Consider the following 18,556-nt stretch of genomic DNA (forward strand, 5'->3'; position numbering starts at 1 on the left):
TGTATTTGGTTTAGCAGCCTGTAAAAACAGGCTGAGGTTAGGTAATATATATTTTTTTCGTGAAAAAGACACTTAGCTTTTAAAGTTATTTCGGCCCGCAATGAGCTACGGGCCTTCGCGAAACAACTTACTAAAACTATCTTAATTAACGTACAAATGCCATGGCTACGCCGCCATCAACGTTTAAAACATTGCCGGTAGATTTTTGCAGCAAGCCACCAACAAAGGCAAAACATGCGTTGGCTATATCATCAGGCAGAATAATTTGATTTAATAGCGTTCGTTTTGCATAATAGGCCGGTAACTCGGCAACCGTAACACCGTACGCTTTAGCACGACCTTCGGCCCAGCCGCCAGCCCAAATGTTGCTATCGCTAATTACAGCATCCGGGTTTACCACATTAACACGGATATTATCTGCGCCTAATTCTGCAGCATTTAATCTGCTTAGATGCAGCTGCGCTGCTTTTGCACTGCCATAACCTGCGTTATTTGGCCCGCTAACCAGCGCATTTTTACTAACAATATTAATGATATCGCCGCCAATACCTTGCTTTTGCATTGTACTTGTTGCAGCCTGCGTTATAAAAAACTGACCCTTAACCAAAACATCATACAACAAATCCCAATCTTGTTCGGTATGGTCGCCAATTGTTTTCGAAATTGATAAACCTGCGTTGTTAACTACAATATCAATACCCCCGAAAGCCAAAGCAGCAGCACCAAAAGCAGCATTAATATCTTGCTGACTGGTTACATTCAACACTACGGTGCTGTAAGAGTCTTTGCCGAATTGGGCATCGAATTCATGTGCAGCAGCGTCTAAACGTTCTGCATTCATATCATTCAAAATGACAACGCCACCTTCGGCAACAAATTTTTTGGCAATTGCTTTACCAATTCCACCTGCACTACCTGTAATTAAGGCGATTTTTCCTGTTAATGGCTTTGGTTTAGGCATGCGCTGAAGTTTTGCTTCCTCTAACAACCAGTATTCTATGTTAAATGCTTCCTGATGCGGTAACGATGTATACTCAGAAATTGCCTCTGCACCTTTCATAACGTTAATTGCATTAATGTAGAATTCTGCAGCAACTCTGGCCGTTTGTTTATCTTTAGAAAAGGTAAACATGCCGATACCAGGATATAGAATTACAACCGGATTGGTATCACGTATTGCAGGACTGTTAGTGTGTTTGCAAGTTTCGTAGTAATCGGTATACATTGCCCGGTAAGCTTCAAAAGCAGGCGTTAAAGTTTCTTTCAGGGTTTGCGTATCCGACAAATCCGCATCTGCTGCTAAATTCAAAACCAGCGGACTTATTTTAGTACGCAAAAAATGGTCAGGACAACTCGTACCCATTGGCGCTAAACGATTCAAATCGTTTGAGTTGATGAACTCCAAAACCCGTACATCATCAGTAAAATGACCAATCATGTGCTGTTTTGAAGAACATAGACCACGAAGCACCGGCGCCAGGGTTGCAGCTTGCATGCTCCGCTTTGCAGCGTCAGCGCTTTCAATGCTTTGTCCGCCAAAAACCGGCCCTTTTTTTCCGTAGTTCTGCGCAAGATAATCCGAGCAGATTTCGATAACTTCTAATGTATTGATGTAACTTTCGTAGGCAGTATTTCCCCAGGTGAACAAACCGTGAGAACCAAGCATTATTCCGCGGATACCAGGATTTTCATCGAGACATTTTTTCAGGGTTAAACCCAATTCAAAGCCCGGCTTTTTCCAATCGACCCAACCAATCGTTCCGCCGAAAAGTTCTTCGGTTATTCTTTTACCATCCTTTGCGGCTGCAATAGCTATCGCTGCATCAGGATGCAGGTGATCGATATGTGCAAAAGGCAAAAACCCATGTAGCGGCGTATCAATTGACGGTGCTTTGGAACTTAAATCAAAAATGCAGTGATTAAAAAGTTCAACCATTTCATCTTCGTAGGCCAATCCGCGGTAAATATTTTTCAGGCTCCGTAATCTATCCACGTAAAGGGCTGCAAGACCACTTTTTTTCAATGTTCCCAAATCGCCACCAGAACCTTTCACCCACATTACCTCAGTTTTTGAACCAGTTAGCGGGTCGTTTTCCAGCAACTTACATGATGTGTTTCCACCACCATAATTGGTTAAACGTAAATCTGCACCAAGCAAATTTGAGCGGTAAATTAATAATGCAACTTCATCTCCGGCTAACTTTGCAGCCTCTTCTTCATCCCATAAGTAGCTTACGTACTTATAATTTGTTTCTTTAACAGACATCTATACTAATGTTTAATTTTATTTTATTGAATTACCGTAGCCAACAATTAATACCGATACGATGATGGTTAAAATACCGACCAAAACGGTAGTGAGCGTTTTCTTTGATACCCCTTTCCACTCTTTCAAAACCAGTCCCCAAACATTTGCGATAAGAATTATAAAAGCCATATGCAGTATCCACGAACTTGCACCATTTCCCATTTTGCTTTCGCCCATACCGTAAAAAAAGAACTGCAAAAACCAGGTTGTGCCGGCGAGTGCCGAAAAAATGTAGTTTTTAAGCAAGGGTGTGGTCGATTTGGTGTAATCGCCAAAAGTTTTGTTCCGGGCATTTAAAACCATACACCAGAGAAAGTTTGTGGTTAAGCCACCCCAAAGAACAACTACGTAGGTTACATTATTCTGAAAAAGAAAGTTTCCTGTTTCCGAGGGATTCGCGGCCTTCCAAATTGCGTTTGCAGCATCTGCCATTGGTTTACCTGCTTCGATACCGAAATTAAAGCAAGCGCTTAACACCCCTGATACAATACCTACAAATAAGCCCAAACCAAATCTAAACTCAGTTTTTACCTCCATACCATGAGGGTCGGTAACACTGCCTTTTAGCTCTCTTTCTTTCATCATTCCCGCCTTACCACAAATCACAATGCCTATAACACAAACTAATAGCCCAAGCAAAACCATTCTACCCCAACCTGTTTCGATGAACATGCTGAAAGTGTCTTTGCCCGCCTGAGGAAAAAAATCGAAATAAATAGATGGCAAGATAGAGCCAAGTACCATGCAAAGGCCTAAAATAATGCTGCTGCCTAATGAAACGCCAAGGTAGCGAACGCCCAAACCATAAGTTAACCCGCCGATACCCCACAAAATACCAAAGAAATAGGTGAGCATTAAAATACTTCCGCTGGTACTCGATATAATAGCTGTAAAATTTGGAATTGTTAGGAATGCAGCCAGTGGAGGAACAATTAACCATGAGAAAATGCCACCAACAATCCAATAGCTTTCCCAGGCCCAGCCCTTAACTTTCTTATAAGGAATGTAAAAACTTCCGGAAGCAAAGCCGCCGATAAAATGAAAGATTACCCCTAAAATCGCTTGCATAACATGGTTTTATATTTGGTTTTCGAATGTATAAATTGAAATAATCTTAACTGTTATGTACTGTCATGCTATTACGAAATGCCTTTTGCTATATTTGAAAAAATAAATTAGGAATTTTGAAATCTGAAGATTTAATTAGCCATATCATCATCGATGAATATTCTGCTACGCCAAAATACAAGCAGCTGGTAAACACGATTTTGTACGCTATTGAAACCGGAAAGATTGAAAACGGAGGCATGCTTCCCTCTATAAACGAATTAAGTTTCGTACTGGAAATTTCCAGGGATACTGCAGAAAAGGGTTACCGGCGCTTGAGAAAATTAGGGGTTATCGAATCCATACCTGGTAAGGGCTATTTTGTAATTAGTACTGATTTTTCCAGGAAGCTTAAAATCTGCCTCTTGTTTAACAAACTTAGTACACACAAAAAAATTATTTACGATGCTTTTACGAAGGCAATTGGCGAACAAGCAGCGATAGATCTTTATGTTTATAACAATGATTTTTCGCTTTTCAAAAATTTACTCCAGGCCAAAAAAGATGGTTACACGCACTATGTAATCATTCCGCATTTTAACGAAGGCGATGAAAAAGCAGCCGATTTAATTAACGAAATTCCAAGAGAGCAGCTTGTAATTCTGGACAAACTGCTGCCCGGCCTTACCGGCCAATACTCAGCTGTTTATGAAAACTTCTCTCAAGACATTTACAACGCACTCGAACAGGCTTCAAAGCCGCTTTCTAAATACAACACCCTTAAAATTATTTTCCCGAAGAACAGCTACTTTCCAAAAGAAATTTTAGATGGTTTTAACAAATTTTGCCAGCAATATGCTTTCAATAATAAGGTTGTAGATAATATACTTGTTGAAGAAATAAGCAAAGGCGAGGTTTACATCAGTTTAATGGAAGATGATTTAGTAACATTGATTGAACGTTTACTGGCACAGGGAATAGTTGTTGGGAAAGACGTGGGTGTAATTTCTTACAATGAAACGCCATTAAAACGAATCATTTTAAATGGCATTACCACAATATCGACCGATTTTGCAATGCTTGGCACCGAAACAGCAAATTGTATTTTGAATAATATCCGCGAAAAAATCCATGTTCCTTTCTATTTGAATCTACGCAAATCGTTATAGAATTCCCGAAATCCGCAAATCAAATCCATAGAAAATAGCATATAAATCGAAATTTCAGAGCCGGAATTTAATCTTGCTGCAAGTTGAACTAGAAATGTTGAAATTTATAACCGTCTAAAACACGATAAAATTTTTAATTGTAAATAAATAAACGTTAATTAGACATTTATTTATTGTTATGAGCACAGCAAACTATGTAATCGGCGTGGATTACGGGACAGATTCTGTCCGTTCCGTTTTGGTTGATACCGAGAACGGAAAAGAAATCTCCTCTTCTGTTTTCCTTTATCCAAGATGGCAAAAAAGCCTTTATTGCAAACCATCCCTCAATCAATTCAGACAGCATCCTTTAGATTATATCGAAGGATTAACCCATACAATTAAAGAATGTATTGCAAAAGCAGGTGGCGAATCTGTTACCTCGTTTGTAAAAGGAATCTCCATCGATACAACGGGTTCTAGTCCGGTTGCGGTTGATGCAAGCGGCACACCTTTGGCATTAAAACCAGAATTTGCGGAAAACCCAAATGCAATGTTCGTGCTATGGAAAGACCACACCTCTGTAAAAGAAGCCGCCGAAATTAACAGTCACGCTACAAAATTCCCAGTTAACTATTTAAAATATGTGGGCGGAATATATTCGTCGGAATGGTTTTGGGCTAAACTGCTGCACATTTTACGGGTTGATACACAGGTTAGAAAAGATACTGTTTCGTGGGTTGAGCATTGCGACTGGATTCCATTTTTGTTGAGTGGAAAAAACGATGTAAAAGAAATGAAACGCAGCCGTTGCGCTGCCGGCCATAAAGCACTTTGGGCCGAAGAATTTGATGGTCTTCCTCCTGAAGAATTTTTTGCAAGTCTGGATCCCCTGTTGAAGGGTTACCGGGAAAAACTCTTCAAAGATACCTACACCTCTGATGTTGCTGCCGGAAATTTGAGTGCCGAATGGGCCGGAAAGTTAGGTTTAAGTACTGATGTTGTAATTGGCGTTGGCGCATTCGATGCACATATGGGCGCCGTTGGCGGACAAATTGAACCCTATTACCTGAGTAAAGTAATGGGTACAAGTACCTGCGACATCCTCGTGGCACCAAATAAAGATATGGAGGGTAAACTGGTAAGCGGAATCTGCGGACAGGTTAACGGTTCAGTTATTCCGGGTATGGCTGGTTTAGAAGCCGGACAATCTGCGTTTGGAGACGTTTATGCCTGGTTTAAAAATTTAATAAGCTGGCCGATTAATAATTTGTTGTCAGAATCAACTTTAATTGATGCTGAAACGGCACAGGCTTTAAAAGAAGAACTCGAGCACAAAATTATAGCAAATTTAAGTAAGCAAGCTGCCGAATTACCTGTAGATGATTATCCTGAACTAGCCTTGGATTGGTTGAACGGCAGAAGAACACCAGATGCAAACCAGGAATTAAAAGGTGCAATAACCGGCCTGAGTTTGGGTACAGATGCACCACGATTTTTCAGGGCCTTAGCTGCAGCAACCTGTTTCGGTGCAAAAAGTATTGTAGATAGATTTAAAGAACAAGGCGTACCGGTTAAAGGAATTATTGGAATTGGTGGTGTGGCAAAAAAGTCGGCATATATTATGCAAATGATGGCTGATGTTTTGGAAATGCCGATTCGTATACACCGCTTCGAACATACATGTGCGTTAGGCGCAGCAATGTTCGCAGCAGTTGCGGCCGGTATCTATCCTGATATTGAAAGTGCGATGCATGCAATGGGAACCGGATTTGAGAAGGAATACCAGCCGGAAACTAAAAACAGAAAGATCTACCGTCAGCATTATCAGCAATATTTAGGCTTGGGTAGATACATTGAAAAATACAATAAAAAAGACGTTAAACCATACATATCATGAGCAACTATCAAGATATAAAGGAGCAGGCTTACGCGGCAAACATGCAATTACCGAAGCTTGGCCTCATTCTTTTTACCTTCGGAAATGTTAGCGCTGCCGATAGAGAAAAAGGTGTTTTTGCGATAAAACCAAGTGGCGTACCATACGAAAATCTGTCGCCGGAAAAAATGGTTATTGTTGATTTTGAAGGCAATACCGTTGAAGGTGATTTGCGCCCATCTTCTGACACAAAAACGCATGCTGTGCTGTACAAACATTGGGAAGATATTGGGGGCATTGTACACACACATTCTACTTACGGTACTGCCTGGGCGCAAGCGCAAAGGGCAATTCCAATTTTTGGAACCACACATGGCGACCATTTAACGGTAGACATTCCATGCGCCCCGCCGATGGATGATGCAATGATTAAAGGAAATTATGAGTATGAAACAGGTTTCCAGATTATGAATCATTTTGAAAGTTTGGGTTTAAGCCACAAAGAAGTAGAAATGATTTTGGTTGGCAACCACGCCCCTTTTACCTGGGGAAAAACCGCCGAAAAAGCCGTTTACAACAGCGCAGTTTTGGAAGCAGTTGCCCAAATGGCAATATTAACCGAACAAATTAATGCCAACGCACCGAGACTAAAAGACTCGCTGATAAAGAAACATTACGAGCGTAAACATGGTGCCGATGCCTATTACGGCCAAAAATAGTATGCAGGCTTTAGGTTAATTAAACCTGATTGAAGTGTGCATGAAGGCTAATTTTTCATTAGCCGAATAAAACGAAAAGCAGGACTTTCGTAACCGATGGAAACCTGAAACTGCTTTTCAAATAAATAAAAATTAAAGTTAATTTCTAACCACAATAAAATGATTGATTTAAAAAAACTAGAGGTTTGGTTCATCACAGGAACGCAGGATTTGTACGGAGAAGAAACCTTAAAACAAGTGGCAATCCACGCCGAAAAAGTAGCAAAATCGCTAAATGACAATTCAAAAATATCCGTTTCAGTTGTTTTTAAGCCGATTGTTAAAAATACAGATGAAATTTTTGAGACCTTACAAAGCGCAAATACAAGCGAAAACTGTATCGGTATTGTAACATGGATGCACACTTTCTCGCCTGCTAAAATGTGGATTAGAGGTTTAAATGTTTTGCAAAAACCGCTATTGCATTTACACACACAATTTAACCGTGATATTCCATGGGATTCGATTGACATGGATTTTATGAACTTAAACCAAAGCGCACATGGCGACAGAGAATTTGGTTTTATGGTTACCAGGATGCGTAAAGACAGAAAAGTGGTTGTTGGCCACTGGGAAGATGAAGAAGTTGCGACCCAAATTGATACCTGGTGCCGTGCTGCTGCAGGCTGGCACGACTGGCAAGGCGCTAAATTTGTTCGTTTTGGCGATAATATGCGTTATGTTGCGGTAACTGATGGTGATAAAGTGGAAGCGGAAATGAAATTCGGTTTCTCGGTTAATACCTATGGAATAGGCGATTTAGTCGCAGTTATCAACGCTGTTGATGAAAATGCAATACAAAATTTATTGAAGGAATATGAAGAAACCTATCAAATTGCTGATGATTTAAAAGCCGGCGGTGCCAGACATGCTTCCGTTTATGAGGCTGCAAAAATTGAATTAGGCTTAAGAAAATTTTTGGAAGATGGCAACTTTAAAGGTTTCTCAGACACGTTTGAAGACTTGCACGGCATGATTCAGCTACCTGGAATTGCGGCGCAACGCTTAATGGCCGATGGTTACGGTTTCGCTGGCGAAGGCGACTGGAAAACTGCGGCTTTAGTGCGGGCATGCAAAGTTATGGGTTCGGGATTAGCTGGCGGAAATGCCTTCATGGAAGATTACACCTATCATTTCGACCCGGCAAATGCTATGGTTTTAGGCTCACACATGCTTGAGGTTGACGCTTCACTTGCGAGTGGCAAAGCGAGCTTAGAAGTTCATCCATTAGGTATTGGTGGCAAAGAAGACCCTGCCCGTTTAGTGTTTAATGTTGCCGGCGGCGATGCCTTAAATGCATCGTTAATTGATATGGGAAATCGTTTTCGCTTATTGGTTAATGAAGTTAAAGCAGTTGAGGCTGAACACGATTTACCAAATCTACCTGTTGCAAGAGTACTTTGGAAACCTTTACCAGACATGAAAACAGGATGTGCAGCATGGATTTACGCAGGTGGCGCACACCATACTGCCTACAGCCAAAATTTAACTACTGAACACCTTGCGGATTTTGCAAATATTGCCGGTATCGAGTATATTAACATCGGCGCTGAAACTAAAATAAACCAGTTCAGAAACGAGCTTCAGTGGAACGAAATGTTTTACAAATAAAAACCAAATAAAACCAAATTATGAACAGATTTTCGACGGTCGATTACACCGTTTTTATCTTCTACTTTATTCTGATTTCCGCATACGGGTATTGGATTTACAGCAGCAAGAAAAATAAAGCTACATCAGGAAGTCACGACTTCTTTCTTGCCGAGGGTTCTCTAACCTGGTGGGCAATTGGCGCTTCGCTTATTGCATCAAACATTTCTGCTGAACAGTTTATCGGTATGAGTGGTCAGGGTTTTCAGGTTGGTATGGCCGTTGCCGCATATGAGTGGGTAGCTGCTATTGCGCTGATTATTGTAGCAGTCTGGTTTATTCCGGTTTACCTCAAAAACAAAATCTTTACCATGCCTCAGTTTTTACAAACGAGGTACAATGAAACGGTAAGCTTAATAATGGCCATATTCTGGTTGTTTTTATACATTTTTGTCAACCTGACTTCAATTTTATACCTGGGTTCAATCGCCATTAGCAGTATGATAGACCCGATGTACTTCAAATACATCGTTATCGGGTTGGCAGCCTTTTCATTAATCATTACCCTGGGCGGCATGAAAGTAATCGGTTTTACTGATGTTATTCAGGTTATTGTACTTATAGCCGGCGGTTTGGTTACCACTTACATAGCGCTAACCATGGTGAGTGACCATTTTGGCCTTGGAAAAGATGCAATTGCCGGTTTCAAAATGTTGATGAAAGATTCGCCAGACCATTTTAAAATGATTTTGGCAAAGCCTGATGCGAATTCATCTCAGGAATATGTTAATAAGTACCTTGCTTTACCGGGCATTGCGATGTACTTTGCCGGCCAATGGATTGTGAACTTAAATTACTGGGGATGCAACCAGTACATTACACAAAGAGCGCTGGGTGCCGATTTAAAAACCGCAAGAACAGGAATATTATTTGCAGGATTTTTAAAATTAGGTATGCCGATAATTGTAATGTTGCCTGGAATTGCAGCTTATGTTTTACATAGAAACGGTGCTTTGCAGCACGAGATGGCTCCAAACGGAAAAGTTATTGCAGACAATGCATACTCTGCCGTTTTAACTTTTTTACCTAACGGATTAAAAGGCTTATCGCTAGCTGCTTTAACGGCAGCCATTGTAGCGTCTTTAGCTGGTAAGGCAAATAGTATTTCGACCATATGGACTTTGGATATTTATAAAAAATACATCAACAAAGATGCAAATGAAAAGAAATTAGTTGTCGTTGGAAGATTAAGTATCGTAGTTGCAATCGTAATGTCGGTGGTATTAACTTGGGATGATTTATTAGGAATTGGAGGCGAAGGTGGTTTCACTTTTATACAGAAATACACCGGCTTTATTAGTCCGGGGGTTTTTGCCATGTTCCTTTTAGGTATGTTTTGGAAACGCACCACAGGCACTGCGGCAATTGCAGGCTTGGTAACCGGGTTTTTGCTTTCAGTGGTTTTTAATAATTACGCGCCAACCTGGTTCGGACATGAAAATTTCTTATACACTGCTTACCTCAACAAAGATGGTGTTTATGAAATTCCATTCTTGATTTGCATGGGATTATCCTTTTTATTTACCATGATAGTGATGGTTGGATTAAGCTTGTTAGGACCGAAAGTAAACCCTAAAGCATTCGAATTAGATAAATCGATGTTTAAAGTTGCGCCATCTACACTGGTACTTATTGTAGTAACCTTACTTTTAATTACCCTTATTTACGTAAAATTCTGGTAAATAACTTATCATAAAACAAAAGGGCAATTATCTGGAGTGATAATTGCCCTTTTTTGTAATATGTGAAATCGAAAAATTCCTTAAGCGCTTAAAGCCATTGCCGCTATTCGTTGTCCATTGTTATCATCGCTTTAATAACGCCATTTTTCGGGTTTAACCAGCTTTGAAACTCATCTTTAACCGCATCAAACTTTACCTTATGGGTAATGTAGTTTGTTGGATTTACCAAACCTGCTTTCATCGATTTAATAACGTGGGAAAAGTCCTCAATTGTTGCGTTTCTGCTGCTCATCAACGTAGATTCTCTTTTATGAAATTCGGGATGATTAAAGATTAGATCTCCCTTTTGCAAGCCGATTAAAACGAACCTGGCCCCATGAGCCATGTAGTTAATGGCATTATTAATTGCTTTCTGATTTCCTGTGGCGTCAATCACAACTGTCGGCATATCGCCATTGGTAATGTCGCTCAATTGTTGAACAACATCAGTATCGAGTGCATTTACTACATGCGAAACTTTCAACTTATCCTTACAAAAAGCCAGTCGGTCTGCATTTATATCTAAAGCAATAACATTTGCGCCTGCAATCCTGGCGAATTCCATGGTACCTAAACCAATTGGCCCGGCGCCGATTACTAAAACGAATTCACCGGGCTGAACATCAGCTCTGCGCACACCATGTGCGCCAATTGCCAGAGGTTCTACAAGAGCCAATTCATCATAAGTCAATCCTGCTCCATGTAAAAGCGTTCTGGATGGAACCTGCAAATATTCACGCATGCCACCATCTACGTGTACGCCACAAACCTGCATTTTAACGCAGCAATTTCGTTTGTTCATGCGGCAGGCAATACATTCTCCACAATTAAAATAAGGAATAAAAGTGACTGCCTCTCCTATCGCAAAACCTTCAGCGCCATCTGCTTCGATCAGTTCGCCTGATAATTCGTGACCCAAAACACGCGGATAATTGAAAAAGGGTTGCGTCCCCTCGAAGGCATGCAAATCGGTGCCACAGATGCCAATTCTTTTGATTTTTATGATTGAATGGTCCTTTTTTAATTCGGGCTTTTCTGTTTCCGAATATTCGAAAGTACCTGGTGTTGTGCAAGTAAGGGTTTTCATCAGGTATTGAGTGAATTTTGAATGATTAATTTTTGAATGAGAGAATTTTGAATGAGTGAACGGTGGTGATCAATTTAATAATAGCTCCATCATTCACTCACTTTAGAATATGATAATATTTTCTAGGCGTTTGCCAAAGCCCGGTCCAAATGTACGTAACCACCATCAACGTGTATAATTTGCCCCGTAGTGTGGCTTGATTTGCCAGACATCAAAAAGGCCGTCATGTTGGCAATTTCTTCCGCGGTTGTCATTCTGTTCTCCAGAGGGATTTTCGCCGTAATCTCGTCAAGCTTGGCTTGTGCATCAGGTAAAGTTTCAATCCAGGTTTCATAAGCCGGCGTCCAGCACTCGGCAACCACCACGGCATTTACACGAATTCCGTATTTCAGCAATTCAACTGCCCATTCACGTGTTAAGGCATTTCGCCCGCCATTTGCGGCAGCATAAGCGGATGTGTTGCCCTGCCCGGTTTCTGCTGTTTTTGAGGTTATGTTAACGATTGCTCCTTTGCTTTTAATCAGTTCGGGCAAAGCGTGATGAGCCATTAAATAATAATGAACTACGTTTTTATGAAGAGAGGCCATGAAATCTTCATAATTCCCGCTCTCTAAGCCTACACCATCATTAACACCCGCGTTATTTACAAGCCCGTCAATCCGGCCAAATTTTGCAACAATTTCAGCTACAACTTTCTCGCAATCCGCAGGGTTTGAAAGCTCGGCTACAAACTGGGCAGCTTTCCCACCGTTTTGCTCAATTGCTGCAACCACTTTTTCGTTATCTTCTGCCTTTCTGCCAACTATAACCGCAACTGCATGCTCCCTTGCAAAAACTTCTGCAATGCTTCTGCCTATACCTTTGGCTGCGCCGGTGATGATGATTACCTTCTCTTTTAACTGTAAGTCCATATTTTCTTATTTATAAAATATTGAAACCAAATTGTGAATATTATTTCTGTTCACAATTATCTTCGATTTCAATCATTCTTTCCTTCAATCATTTTATTAATGATGTCTGCTCTTCTTGATAGTGGCAGTACATTCAAATATACCAATTTTCCATTTTTTAAAGTGCCTTCAATCGTGGTTTTATAAGGTGCAAAAAGCTTAAAATGAACATCCCAATCTTTGGGCCAGGCCGGAAACAGATAAATCTTTTTCCCATCCGTTTGCATCAGCATTTCCTGCAACCCAATCATACCCGATCCGCCCCAATTATGGTCTGGTGCCCAGTCGAAACCAGGGCCCCAAAATGCAGGAAATCTTCTGCCGGAATCCTTTAGTTTAGCAGTGGTTAACTTCGCAGCCTCTTCTGTTAAGCCTAACCTTGCCGCAAAAATATTATCCTGTTTCCAGCCAACGTAACTACGGAATTTCAAAGCGTCTGTATCATATCTGAACGTATTTATTGCCGTTTCTAAATCAGGCTTTCCGATTCCGAAAATCCCCCAAGGGTAAACCGGATACAATTGCGGAGTTTCGGTATTGTTAATACGTTCAAACAGTTTTGCTGGGGCGATTGTGGTGTGGCCATTAAACGTTCTGAAACTGATGGGTGGAATGGTTTTAAGCATTTCGCCCCAATCTGCTTTTTGTTTTGCCGATAGTCCGGGATGTGCAACCAGCCGCTCCAAAACAGTTTTTAACGCGGCGATGGTAGATGTCGAATTGTAGGCCATTTTGTAGGTTTCGGCTCCAGAACCCGGGTAAAGAACCAAATGACCATCAGCGTTTAAAGCCTTGGCGCCACGTTCTTTGGCCAGATGAGTATAATGCTCTTTGAAAAAAGTCAACGCACTCTCAATCATCGGTAAATATTTTTCGATGTTTGCATCGTTATAACGTTCTGTTTCGAAAATCATCATACAAAATTCCAGTACGGTATCCCATTGGTATTCTAACCAGGCATTGTATTCCATACCCTTATCAAAACCAACAGGGCGTTTCCAGCCATACTCGGCAGGATTTGGCAGGCCGAAATTTTCAAGTTGTTCTGTAAAACTTGCTCCTTTGTGCCCCCAGGCTTTTTCTGTCCTAATTTCTGCATTTTTCAACAGATTTAAATAGAAATCAAACTGCGGTTTCATCAACTCAAAATCGCCACTTTTAAGCATTGGCCAATACACCAGTCGTTGGTTTTGCGCCGTGTGTGTTCCGCCACCCCAGTTTCTGAAATCAGGTGTATATTTTAAGGTTGAATCGGTCAGCTCAGGATCGAACGTAAACAGGCCGCCATTAAATTTGGTTGGATATTTACCAAATGCATTGCAACCTAACATGTATCGAAATAATTGGTAATTTTTAGAAGATTGGTTGGCAGCCGAATCTTCGGAAGTCATATAAATAAAACTTTTCGACCAATAGTTATTCCACCATTTAATGCTCGGCTTTTGGTCGGCTTTAACCGCTATTGCATTTAAGCTTTGTGCCCATTCCTGAATTGATGTTGTTTTTGAAGTACTTAGTTTAACCGTTATGTGGGCTGATTTACTTGGTTTCCTGCTTCTCAATACCCAGGCCTTAAAAGGCGTGCTAAGATATTTCCCTGCATAATTACCAGCCGGAATCATATTCTCGCCTTGCATGAGGCCACCAAAAATCAAATTTTTGAGTGGGTTGTATAATTCTGATTTCCTGTTTTCCAGCCCTTGCTGCTTTACTGCCACGTCGAAAACTGTTTCGCTCTTGTTTTGATGGTAGAACTGCACGGCGTCACCATTAAATGCTATTTCATCTTTTAAAGTTTTCACAACACCTTGCGGAGCCCATTTATAGGAGTTTTGATTATTTTCCTTTCCTTTGGTAACCTTATCTTCAAAGCGCCAGCTTTCATAAATTGCTTCGGTAATAACAGGCCGATTCGATCTCACATCTACATAAATCACCGGTTTAAAAACATCAACCCAAACTTTTATTTGTCCGTTTAAATTGCCATTGGTAGCAGAAATCGTGGCGTAGCCATCTTTTACAATCAGTTCCTGTTTAAAGTTTTTTCCTTCAAACGGGTTCGGACTGAATTTGAGTTTAACCCGGCCAAGCTTAAGCAGCGTATTATTTTCATCAAACGTTCCACTTCGAGCCAAATACAAATAAACCTCTCCTTTTTCTACCCAAAGGTTTAACCCAACATCGCCCCCACCTACTGGCATCGACTCTGCTGAATTTTTACTTTGAGAAGTCCAGACCAGGCTTTCCTGGGCTTGTGAACTTGAAAACAACGACAAAAATCCAACAACAAGTGTTCCATGGCGTGCAACTTTACGCATGCTCAAAAAAAGCCACAATATTTTTGCGGATACACGATGAGGATTTAAGTTTCCAGCCAACGTTAATTTTGGGTATGATATCTTTCCCGTCAAAATCATGCTCATTTTAATAATCCCAATCATCTGTTCTAAATGAAGAAACAGGCAATCCATCATTACCAAACAAATCTCCAGTTACAAAATCTCTAAATGCGTAGCGTACTGCAACAGGATTTTTCACTTGCGCAGCCGTAACGGTTACACTACTGCCTGTTACTACTGCTTTCGCAGGATAAAATTTCTTGTCTGCTCCGGCCATTTCAAAAAGCGTTAAATCTTTACCAAAGGCAGTTAAACCATTCGGCACATTCTGAAACTTAATTACAGCTTTATCTTTATCAATCATTAGCGACTCGTAAGTCGGACTAAACGCACCAAAACCCTTTAAACCATAGGTTTGAGCTAAAGCCATGTACGCTAATCTTTCTCCACCCTGTTTTTTATTGGCCGGATGGATTGATTTTTCTTCGCCAATATCCATTAAAACTGCCATCCCAGAATTGGGGATTTTTGCAAGCGACTTTCGTTGTGCATCTCTCAAAAAAGCGGAATTATACTTTTCACCTGCCTGCTTGGGCGGCAACTGCGCATAATTGTAAGGTGCAATCTGTGCATAGTAAAAAGGAAATTCTCCCGTTTCCCAGTTTTTACGCCAGGAAGAAACCATTGCCGGAAATAAATTTTCGTACTGGCCCGGCCGCTCGTAGTTAGATTCGCCCTGATACCAGATAACACCTTTTATCCCGTAACCAATAACAGGGTACAGCATTCCGTTGTAAAGGGTTGTGGGCGTTCTGCTTACTTCTTTGATGGTGTCGCCCTTTAAAGGTATCTTAACATCAGGAAATGCCTTCAATTCCTCTGGCGACATCCAGGCTTCGATGGTAGAACCACCATAACTATCGTTTATTAAACCTATCGGGACATTTAACATTTCATTCAGTAATGAACCGAAAAAATATGCAGTTGCGCTGAAATTGGAAACTGTTTCTGGATTTGCCAATTTCCATGGTGATGGCTTGCTGTTCTCCTGCCGTTCTGTTATTGAAGAACGAGGCACCGTGTAAAGCCTTATATTTTTATTTCCTGATTTCAAAATCCTTTCATTAGATCCGATAACGGGCTGACTTTTAAATCCTTTCATCGGCATCTCCATGTTCGATTGCCCGCTACAAAACCAGACCTCGCCAATCAAAATGTCTGTTAAAACCAGCTTTTCGCCGTCGCTAAATTCGATTTGATAAGGTCCGCCCGCTATTGGCGTGGCAACTTTTACTTTCCACTTTCCATCATTATCGGCCGTAACCGAATAGTTTTCATTATTCCACGAAGTATTTATTTTTACTTTGGTTAAGGCTTTGGCCCAACCCCAAATGGCCACCTTGCTTTGTTGTTGTAAAACCATATGGTCGGTAAAAATAGATGCCGGTTTAACCATTGCCGACGTGATGATGCTAAAAGTAAGGTTTAAAAGTATCGTGAATCTTAGTTTCATATTGCTCTAATTTAACAGCTAAACTGTTTTGCTTTCCACTATTCGGCTAAAGGTTGTACTTTGTAATTCCATAATGTTTACTTAAACATTACCTGCTTACAGGCAACCAAACCGACATTTCCGAGTGGCCACGGTTTCCCCATGCAAAATAAGGAACCAATCTTATCTCTGTTTCTGTATTTTTAACGTCAATTGGTCGATACAATACACTTTTCCAACTATTTGGCTCTACAATTTTGGCATTGCCCACAAGGCTCATCATTTCAGCACCGCTGATATTTACCGGCTTCGCCACAAATTGTGTATTTGCAGGCACTAAGGCATTGAAGATATTTTTGCCAGGTAAATCGGTAGATTCCAGGCAGTAAACAATCGGTCCGCGTTTTACAGCAACCTGGTTCCGGTTTTCTTCAACCAACGGATTTGCCTCTATCAAAGTCGGCTCCATGGGAAGGTTTAATTCCACCACATCGCCCTTTTTCCAAATCCGGTTTATTTCTGCATAAGTACCCGAAACCAGTTTAAAATTTTCGGCTTTTCCATTAATGGTAAGTTTTGCATCATGTGTCCACGATGGAATTCTCAGAAATAAAGAATAATTTTTAGCGACCGTTTCTTTCAAGCTAATTTTAATTTTCCCATCCCACGGGTAGTTGGTTTCCTGAGACAAAGCCACCTTTGTTCCGTCGGATAAGCTGGTATTCAGATTATTGCCGCCATAAAGATTAAACCACAAGCCCCTATCCGAAACACTATAAGCATAGTCACTCACTTCGGCAATTGTTCTAACCACATTTGGCGGACAACAATTGGACAGGGCAATATACGGCACCCTGTCTTTAGACCACCTTTGTTTAAAGGGTAAATCATCAGATTGAGCTAATGGATTTGTGTACAAGAAGTTTTTCCCATCTAAACTTATACCCGATAATACGCTATTGTGCAGCGCCAGCTCCATTACATCTGCGTATTTTGCATCGCCTGTAATCTGCAGCATTCGCCAGTTCCAGAGCACGTTACCAATGTTTGCGCAGGTTTCATTGTGTGCAGTAAAATTTGGCAACTGGTACGCTCGGCCAAAAGCCTGATGAATTTTCTGCACATCGGCGGGATTATAAGATGTACCATCTGGCGAAGTTCCATCATACAACGAACCGCAGCCACCCGTAATGTACATTTTGTGCTGATTTACATCATCCCACATCAAATTTAAGGTTGCCAGCAATGAGTCTTTTCCAGTTTCGGCATATAAATCGGCCACACCGGCGTAAAGGTAATTTGCCCGTACCGCATGCCCCATGGCCTTGGTTTGTTTCAAAAACGGAATTCTATCTTGGTTATCATCCGTTCCATCCTCAATTTTACCCTTAATGGCGATTAAATGTTTAGCAAGTTCCAAATAGCGAGGATCTTTCGTGGTGCGATACATTTCTACAACACCCATGTAGTGCGATGGGCAAATTGCATTTCTGGCCAAAGTGGGTGATGCAGATTTATAAAAATTGTAAAGATAATCCGTCGCTTTTTTAGAGATGTTGAGCAAGGTCGTTTTTCCTGTGGCGCGATAATGGATGCAACCTGCCGTCATTAAATGGCCAATGTTATACGATTCGAAACTCAATCTATCCTGAAATTGGTTTTTAGAACCCGTTTTACGCTGTTCAATCATGGCTTTAGTGTAGATGTAGCCATCTTCACGCTGCGATTTCCCGATTACAACTATGGCTTTATCCATCATTTCGTTGAGTTTTGGGTTTTTAGTCGATGCGTACAAACTTGCCATCGCCTCCAGCGTTTTATAGTAATCGCCATCATGGAAAGAAGGCCCCGAATGCGAGCCGGTATCTAAGCCCGCAGCAATTTCAAAGTTTTTAAAGGCGTGACTGATTTTAGGGTCGTTGTAAATTGCCCACATATTCGGCACCATGGTTTCTGTGGCAACCTTAAACCTATCGGCCCAAAAACCTTTAGTCCAGGTAACATCAGCCATATTTATGCTGTGCAACTTGGCGTAAGGCGAATTTGAGTTATAAACCAGGGCCTTATCTTGGGCATTTCCCTTTAGAGACGATAAAGCTAAAAGTATGATGAATACAAATTTGTTAATCATATTGCTTATTATGTAATTTTCCCTGCCTTTGTTTAGTGTCACCATT

At 40.9% G+C, this 18,556-nt stretch carries 12 protein-coding genes; 5 read left to right on the forward strand and 7 right to left on the reverse strand.

Going from position 1 to position 18,556, the window contains the following annotated elements; translation table 11 throughout:
* Positions 1-145: 145 nt before the first annotated feature.
* Positions 146-2,266, reverse strand: coding sequence for a bifunctional aldolase/short-chain dehydrogenase (locus AC0IWT_RS06910; RefSeq protein ID WP_471796569.1), 2,121 nt, complete (start codon positions 2,264-2,266; stop codon positions 146-148).
* A gap of 18 nt (positions 2,267-2,284) precedes the next feature.
* Positions 2,285-3,376: an L-rhamnose/proton symporter RhaT gene (gene rhaT, locus AC0IWT_RS06915; protein WP_471796570.1), complete on the reverse strand. Its 1,092-nt coding sequence runs from the start codon at positions 3,374-3,376 to the stop codon at positions 2,285-2,287.
* A gap of 116 nt (positions 3,377-3,492) precedes the next feature.
* On the opposite strand from rhaT, the gene AC0IWT_RS06920 reads away from it, so the two are divergent.
* The 5 genes from AC0IWT_RS06920 (at position 3,493) to AC0IWT_RS06940 (ending at position 10,472) form a co-directional block, all read left to right on the forward strand.
* Positions 3,493-4,524 carry a GntR family transcriptional regulator gene (locus AC0IWT_RS06920; protein ID WP_471796571.1) on the forward strand — a complete coding sequence of 344 codons (1,032 nt, stop codon included), beginning with the start codon at positions 3,493-3,495 and terminating at the stop codon, positions 4,522-4,524.
* A 178-nt stretch (positions 4,525-4,702) separates the two neighbouring features.
* The gene (locus AC0IWT_RS06925) at positions 4,703-6,403 is read left to right on the forward strand and encodes a ribulokinase (RefSeq protein ID WP_471796572.1); all 1,701 of its coding nucleotides are present in this window, start codon (positions 4,703-4,705) and stop codon (positions 6,401-6,403) included.
* A complete protein-coding gene (locus tag AC0IWT_RS06930; RefSeq protein WP_471796573.1) occupies positions 6,400-7,101 on the forward strand; it encodes an L-ribulose-5-phosphate 4-epimerase in 702 nt (233 codons plus the stop codon). The genes AC0IWT_RS06925 and AC0IWT_RS06930 overlap by 4 nt, the downstream gene beginning before the upstream one ends.
* Before the next feature lie 159 nt (positions 7,102-7,260).
* Complete coding sequence (gene araA, locus AC0IWT_RS06935; RefSeq protein ID WP_471796574.1) at positions 7,261-8,751, forward strand: L-arabinose isomerase; 1,491 nt, start codon at positions 7,261-7,263, stop codon at positions 8,749-8,751.
* 20 nt (positions 8,752-8,771) lie between these two features.
* Positions 8,772-10,472 carry a sodium:solute symporter family transporter gene (locus AC0IWT_RS06940; protein ID WP_056871061.1) on the forward strand — a complete coding sequence of 567 codons (1,701 nt, stop codon included), beginning with the start codon at positions 8,772-8,774 and terminating at the stop codon, positions 10,470-10,472.
* 103 nt (positions 10,473-10,575) lie between these two features.
* Here AC0IWT_RS06940 and AC0IWT_RS06945 read toward each other — a convergent pair whose 3' ends face one another.
* The 5 genes from AC0IWT_RS06945 to AC0IWT_RS06965 all read right to left on the reverse strand — a co-directional run bounded on the left by AC0IWT_RS06945 (position 10,576) and on the right by AC0IWT_RS06965 (position 18,510).
* Positions 10,576-11,598, reverse strand: coding sequence for a zinc-binding alcohol dehydrogenase family protein (locus tag AC0IWT_RS06945; RefSeq protein WP_471796575.1), 1,023 nt, complete (start codon positions 11,596-11,598; stop codon positions 10,576-10,578).
* Between the two features lie 122 nt (positions 11,599-11,720).
* Positions 11,721-12,509 carry an L-fucose dehydrogenase gene (locus tag AC0IWT_RS06950; protein ID WP_471796576.1) on the reverse strand — a complete coding sequence of 263 codons (789 nt, stop codon included), beginning with the start codon at positions 12,507-12,509 and terminating at the stop codon, positions 11,721-11,723.
* A 68-nt stretch (positions 12,510-12,577) separates the two neighbouring features.
* A complete protein-coding gene (locus AC0IWT_RS06955) occupies positions 12,578-14,965 on the reverse strand; it encodes a DUF5703 domain-containing protein (protein WP_471796577.1) in 2,388 nt (795 codons plus the stop codon).
* Positions 14,966-14,972: 7 nt separating this feature from the next.
* Positions 14,973-16,400: a sialate O-acetylesterase gene (locus tag AC0IWT_RS06960; protein WP_471796578.1), complete on the reverse strand. Its 1,428-nt coding sequence runs from the start codon at positions 16,398-16,400 to the stop codon at positions 14,973-14,975.
* A gap of 88 nt (positions 16,401-16,488) precedes the next feature.
* Positions 16,489-18,510, reverse strand: coding sequence for an aceric acid hydrolase (locus AC0IWT_RS06965; RefSeq protein WP_471796579.1), 2,022 nt, complete (start codon positions 18,508-18,510; stop codon positions 16,489-16,491).
* Between the last annotated feature and the right edge of the window lie 46 nt (positions 18,511-18,556).

The organism is Pedobacter sp. AC464 (assembly GCF_979253075.1).

Coding starts and splice junctions, on each gene's coding strand:
- AC0IWT_RS06910 (WP_471796569.1), bottom strand. CDS start 2,266: ATGTCTGTTAAAGAAACAAATTATAAGTACGTAAGCTACTTATGGGAT.
- rhaT (WP_471796570.1), bottom strand. CDS start 3,376: ATGCAAGCGATTTTAGGGGTAATCTTTCATTTTATCGGCGGCTTTGCT.
- AC0IWT_RS06925 (WP_471796572.1), top strand. CDS start 4,703: ATGAGCACAGCAAACTATGTAATCGGCGTGGATTACGGGACAGATTCT.
- AC0IWT_RS06930 (WP_471796573.1), top strand. CDS start 6,400: ATGAGCAACTATCAAGATATAAAGGAGCAGGCTTACGCGGCAAACATG.
- araA (WP_471796574.1), top strand. CDS start 7,261: ATGATTGATTTAAAAAAACTAGAGGTTTGGTTCATCACAGGAACGCAG.
- AC0IWT_RS06940 (WP_056871061.1), top strand. CDS start 8,772: ATGAACAGATTTTCGACGGTCGATTACACCGTTTTTATCTTCTACTTT.
- AC0IWT_RS06945 (WP_471796575.1), bottom strand. CDS start 11,598: ATGAAAACCCTTACTTGCACAACACCAGGTACTTTCGAATATTCGGAA.
- AC0IWT_RS06950 (WP_471796576.1), bottom strand. CDS start 12,509: ATGGACTTACAGTTAAAAGAGAAGGTAATCATCATCACCGGCGCAGCC.
- AC0IWT_RS06955 (WP_471796577.1), bottom strand. CDS start 14,965: ATGATTTTGACGGGAAAGATATCATACCCAAAATTAACGTTGGCTGGA.
- AC0IWT_RS06960 (WP_471796578.1), bottom strand. CDS start 16,400: ATGAAACTAAGATTCACGATACTTTTAAACCTTACTTTTAGCATCATC.
- AC0IWT_RS06965 (WP_471796579.1), bottom strand. CDS start 18,510: ATGATTAACAAATTTGTATTCATCATACTTTTAGCTTTATCGTCTCTA.